Genomic DNA, 5,461 nt, shown 5'->3' on the forward strand with positions numbered 1-5,461 from the left:
GTCTGGGTCCTGCCGGACGTGAGCCGGTTCGTCCCGCCCGACGACACCCAGCGCCTGCGGGCGGAGGTCGGCGAGCGGTCCGTCGTCGTGATGCCCAATGTCGGCCACAGCATCCATCGCGACGCCACGCAGGCATTTGTCGACATTGTCGAGAAACTGGGAGCCGGCACTTGGTTCGACCGCTGAACGACGGGCACGATTTCGTCTTCCAATTGGGAGGCCATGCGCCGCGGCTTTCCGTCGGGCCCGGCGAGCAATTCACGGTCTTCACCGAGGATTGCTTCTCCGGCCGGTTGACCAGCGTCGACGGCAGGCCGCGCGAGGTCGCGCCTTATCCAAAGGTGAACCCACTGGTCGGTCCGATCGCCGTCGAAGGCATCAAGGCCGGCGATATCATGGCAATCCGCCTTCACCGCCTGGAGCCGGCGCGCGACTGGGGCGTGGCGACGATATCGCCGAATTTCGGTTTCCTGTCGGGAACTCGCGCCTCGCCCAATTTGCAGGCGGAGCAGGAAGAGCGGGTGTGGATCTGGTGCCTTGCGTCCGATCGAACCGAACTGACCACGCAGACCTCCTCCGGCCGCACGCTGCGCGCCGGCTATCGGCCGTTCCACGGGACGCTGGGCGTCGCGCCCGCGCATGGCGAGGTCCGCCTCGGCGTGGTCCCCGGCGACTTCGGCGGCAATTTCGACATCCCGGACCTGACCGAGGGCGCAACGCTCTACCTGCGGGCCAATATCGATGGCGGGCACATCTATATCGGTGACGGCCATTACGCGCAGGGCGACGGCGAGATCGCCGGCACCGCGGTCGAGGGTGCCTTCTTCACGACCCTTTCGGTGGAGAGGGCCACGGCGGACGAGAGCTTCGACTGGCCGCGCCTGGAGACTGAAAGCCATATCGGTGTCATCGGCTGCGCGCGGCCGCTGGACGACGCCGCCCGCATCGCGGCCGCCGGGCTGGTGCGCTGGGTGGCGCATCGTACAGGCCTCGATACGATGGACGCGCATCAACTGGTCAGCCAGACCTGCAGCCTGCGTATCGGCAATGTCGTGAACCCCGCTTTCACGGTGCTTTGTTCCGTGCCGAAAGCGGTTCTGTCGCAATAGCCGAACGGCGCGTCGTCCGTCGTCGATACTGCCGGCGTCACGGCCGGCCGGCTGGACGCGACGCAGGCAATTGCCCATGGTCGGTCGAACAGCCGGAATCGCGCCATGGACGTCGCCGTCTTCATCCTCGTCGTGCTCGCCTTCGTAACCGTATCCGGTGCGCTGGTGCGGCTGGTGCGCGTGCCGCTGCCGGTGCTGCAGATCGCTATTGGCGTCGCGCTTGCCTGGCCTGCGCGAGGCGTTCACATCGAAGTGGATCCGGAACTGTTCCTGCTGGTGTTCATTCCGCCGCTTCTGTTCGGCGATGCCTTCTCGGCGCCGAAGCGTGAGCTGATGGCGCTGCGCGGTCCGATCCTCGACCTCGCCATCGGGCTCGTCTTCTTCACCATCGTCGGCTTCGGCTACGCCTTGCACTGGCTGGTGCCGAGCATCCCGCTGGTGGTCGCCTTCGCTTTGGCCGCAGTGCTGTCGCCGACCGACGCGGTCGCCGTGTCCTCGATCGTCGACCGCAATCTCGTCCCGGCGCGGCTGATGCACATATTGGAAGGCGAGTCGCTGCTCAACGACGCCTCCGGCCTGGTGATGTTCCGCTTCACGGTGGCGGCGGTGCTCACCGGCAGCTTTTCGTTTGCCGGGGCATCCCTGAGCTTCCTCCTGGCCGTGGTGGTCGGCATCCTCGCCGGTGTCGCGGCGCTGTTCATCGCGGCGAAGTCGTTGCAGATTCTCAGCCGTATCACCAGCACACCGGCAGAAGCGCAGGTGCTGGTTATGGTGCTGCTGCCCTTCGTCGCCTATTTGATCGCCGAGCATTTGAACGCGTCGGGTATCCTGGCGGCGGTCACGGCCGGCCTTCTGACCGGATATTCCGGCATCGTCCGCCACATGGCCGTCTCGGCGCGCATCCAGACGATTTCGCTCTGGTCGATGCTGATCTTCATGTTCAACGGCTCGCTCTTCATCCTGCTCGGCCTCCAACTGCCCGACATCATCCGCAAGGTGCCACCGGAGCTGACCACCCGGCACTGGCTGTTCGAGCCGGCATTGACCGTGCTGATCCTCACGCTCTGCCTCATCGGGCTGCGCTTCGTCTGGATCTGGATCGGCGATATCGGCGCCGTGCTTGCCGCCCGGCTTGGCAAGCGCAAGGCCGAGCCCTTCGGCTTTCGCGTCAGGCTCGCCGGTTCGATCGCCGGCGTGCGCGGCGCCGTGACGCTGGCCGGTATCCTGTCCCTGCCGCTCACCTTGCAGGACGGCTCGCCGTTCCCGGCCCGCGACCTCGTGATCTTCCTTGCCGCCGGCGTCATCATCTGCTCGCTGGCGATCGCCAGCCTCACTTTGCCGGCGGTGGCGCGCGGTCTCGTCGAGCCCGGCGAGCATCCGGGCGCGGCCGAAGAGCGCAGGGCCAGGGTCGGCGCCGCCAATGCGGCCATCGCCAGGATCGAAAGCCTCGCCAGCGACGGCAATGAAGGAGAGGCGGCTGAGATGAAGCTCGCCATCGCCGAGAGTGTCGCCTCGATCTACCGGCGCCGCATCTCGCTCTCCGACGGCGCCGACGAAGCGCGCGCCGAGGCCCGCGAGTCCGGCCGGATCGAGATGGAGCTCAGGCTGGCCGGCATCGAGGCCGAGCGCGCCGAGCTGCAGGCCATGCTTCGGCGCGGCGACATCAACGACCACACGGCGCGCAAGCTGTTCACCGAGATCACCTTCTCCGAAGCGATCCTCAAGGGCCGCGCGCCGCGGGATTAGAGCAGTTCCAGGAAAAGTGTGACCGGTTTTCCGTCCGGAACAGCGTAAAACTAAAGAGGTAGAGCGGTTCGCCGTTTCCGTGAAACGGTGAACCGCTCTGCAACCGGCTGCGCTGTCTTGGCGCAAACCGGCCAGCAAATTTCGCGCCGCAAACGTGGCGGCCCGAAAACAACTGTGTTAATGCGCGGCGACCTCGCAGACCTCCGGCCCCAAGGGAAAGCAAGCCATGTCAAATGCAGCGGCAGCCTCCAGCAAATTCGAATCCTTCTTCGAGACCACGCTTGCCGACGCCGATCCGGAAATCTTCGGCGCCATTCGCAACGAACTCGGTCGCCAGCGCCATGAGATCGAGCTGATCGCGTCTGAAAACATCGTGTCGCGCGCGGTGCTCGAGGCGCAGGGCTCGATCATGACCAACAAATATGCCGAGGGCTATCCGGGCAAGCGCTACTATGGCGGCTGCCAGTTCGTCGACGTGGCCGAGGAGCTGGCCATCGAGCGCGCGAAAAAGCTGTTTGGCTGCAACTTCGCCAACGTCCAGCCGAATTCCGGCAGCCAGATGAACCAGGCCGTGTTCCTGGCGCTGCTGCAGCCCGGCGACACCTTCATGGGCCTCGACCTGAATTCGGGCGGCCATCTCACCCACGGCTCGCCGGTCAACATGAGCGGCAAGTGGTTCAAGGTCGTCTCCTATGGCGTGCGCAAGGACGATCACCTGCTCGACATGGACGCGATCGAAAAGACCGCGCATGAGACCAAGCCGAAGCTGATCCTGGCCGGCGGCACCGCCTATTCGCGCATCTGGGACTGGAAGCGTTTCCGCGAGATCGCCGATTCGATCGGTGCTTATCTGATGGTCGACATGGCCCATATTGCTGGCCTGGTCGCCGGCGGCATGCACCCGTCGCCGCTGCCCTATGCCCATGTCGTGACCACGACGACGCACAAGTCGCTGCGCGGCCCGCGCGGCGGCATGATCCTGTGCAACGACGAGGAAATCGCCAAGAAGATGAACTCGGCGGTGTTCCCGGGCCTGCAGGGCGGCCCGCTGATGCATGTCATCGCCGCCAAGGCGGTCGCGCTTGGCGAGGCGCTGAAGCCGAGCTTCAAGGCCTATGCCGAAAGCATCGTCGCCAATGCCAAGGCGCTGGCGTCCAGCCTGCAGGAGACCGGCCTCGATATCGTCTCCGGCGGCACCGACAACCATCTGATGCTGGTCGATCTGCGTCCGAAGAACGCCACCGGCAAGCGTGCGGAAGCAGCGCTGGGCCGCGCCAACATCACCTGCAACAAGAACGGCATCCCGTTCGATCCGGAAAAGCCGTTCGTCACCTCGGGCGTGCGCCTCGGCACGCCGGCCGGCACCACACGCGGCTTCGGCCAGGCCGAATTCCGCGAGATCGGCAAGCTGATCGCCGAGGTGCTGGACGGTCTGAAGGTGGCGAATTCCGACGAGGGCAATGCGGCGGTCGAGGCCGCGGTGAAGGCCAAGGTCATGGCGCTGACCGATCGCTTCCCGCTTTACCCCTATCTCGGTTGACCAGGCGCCGCGCGTCATCTTTTATCCCTGCGCTGCGCGCCGCTCCTTGATCGGGCGGCGCGGCTACCGGAGACTTGATGATGCGCATTTCCCGCTTTGCCGCCTTGGCCCTGTTTGGCTCGCTGACCGCTTCCGCCGCGGTCGCTGAGGAGCAGACGAACGCCGACTTGCCTGCCACCAACACGTTCGGCAAGTGGACCACCATCATCGATACGCTCGATACCGGACAGGACGCGCACAAGACCTGCGCCGCCTCGACGGCTTTTGTCGACGGCACCGGCAATGCCGGGTCCCTGACGCTGTCGATCTCGACCGGCGACGCGCTGCCGCCGGACGCGTATCCGGCCATCATGTTCATTATCGACAACAAGACCCTGCCGACCGGCGACAAGATCGCCGCGACCTTCGGTGACCCCGGCGTGAAGGTTGCCGCGACGGTAAGCTCCAACGCCGCCGCCGGCGGTCGTCCCAGCTGGATGGTCGACAACCAGGCCAAGACCAGCCTTGCCCTGCTGCGCGCCATGCGCAAGGTTACCTCGCTCGATGTGACTTTCGGCAAACAGAAGGTCACCAGCATCCCGATGGACGGCTTCACCAAGGCCTATCGCAATCTCGGCACGTCCTGCGGGTTTTCGACCAAGGACGTCGCGCCATGACGCTTGCCCGCCGGCGGGGCGGGGCGCTGGCAATCTTGCTCCCGCCTCGCTATCTCTGAGACACAAAAGGCTCTAAGCCTTTCGCCCACCAGAGTGAGATGACGCTTCCTTGAAGCGCCCTCTCACTCTAAAATTTTGTTTTTGAGGCATGATCTTCTCCGAAAAGTCTGCAACTTTTCGGGATCATGCCTGAATCGCGAACCCAAGGCTCTCCATGCGCTGTCCCTATTGCCAGTCCGAAGATACGCAGGTGAAGGATTCGCGTCCCGCCGAGGACGGCGCGGCGATCCGCAGGCGCCGGGTGTGCCCCGATTGCGGCGGCCGTTTCACCACCTTCGAGCGTGTGCAGCTGCGCGACCTCGTCGTCATCAAGAAGTCCGGCCGCAAAGTGCCCTTCGACCGAGACAAGC

At 65.1% G+C, this 5,461-nt stretch carries 5 protein-coding genes and 1 pseudogene; all 6 read left to right on the top strand.

Going from position 1 to position 5,461, the window contains the following annotated elements; genetic code table 11:
• On the top strand, nucleotides 1–186 hold a 186-nt coding region (locus tag EOD07_RS37725), incomplete at its 5' end, for a hypothetical protein (RefSeq protein ID WP_164772394.1).
• Nucleotides 171–1,109 (top strand): acetamidase/formamidase family protein, encoded by a 939-nt coding sequence (locus EOD07_RS20860; protein ID WP_164772395.1) that lies wholly within the window; start codon nucleotides 171–173, stop codon nucleotides 1,107–1,109. The genes EOD07_RS37725 and EOD07_RS20860, both read left to right, overlap by 16 nt.
• Nucleotides 1,110–1,214: 105 nt before the next feature.
• A complete protein-coding gene (locus EOD07_RS20865; protein WP_127236808.1) occupies nucleotides 1,215–2,855 on the top strand; it encodes a Na+/H+ antiporter in 1,641 nt (546 codons plus the stop codon).
• Between the two features lie 226 nt (nucleotides 2,856–3,081).
• Nucleotides 3,082–4,395, top strand: coding sequence for a serine hydroxymethyltransferase (gene glyA, locus EOD07_RS20870; protein ID WP_127236809.1), 1,314 nt, complete (start codon nucleotides 3,082–3,084; stop codon nucleotides 4,393–4,395).
• Between the two features lie 77 nt (nucleotides 4,396–4,472).
• A complete protein-coding gene (locus EOD07_RS20875) occupies nucleotides 4,473–5,051 on the top strand; it encodes a hypothetical protein (protein WP_245470355.1) in 579 nt (192 codons plus the stop codon).
• A 214-nt stretch (nucleotides 5,052–5,265) separates the two neighbouring features.
• Nucleotides 5,266–5,461 (top strand): annotated as a pseudogene (locus EOD07_RS20880) (transcriptional repressor NrdR); the annotation flags it as partial.

This window comes from Mesorhizobium sp. M2C.T.Ca.TU.002.02.1.1 (assembly GCF_003997225.1).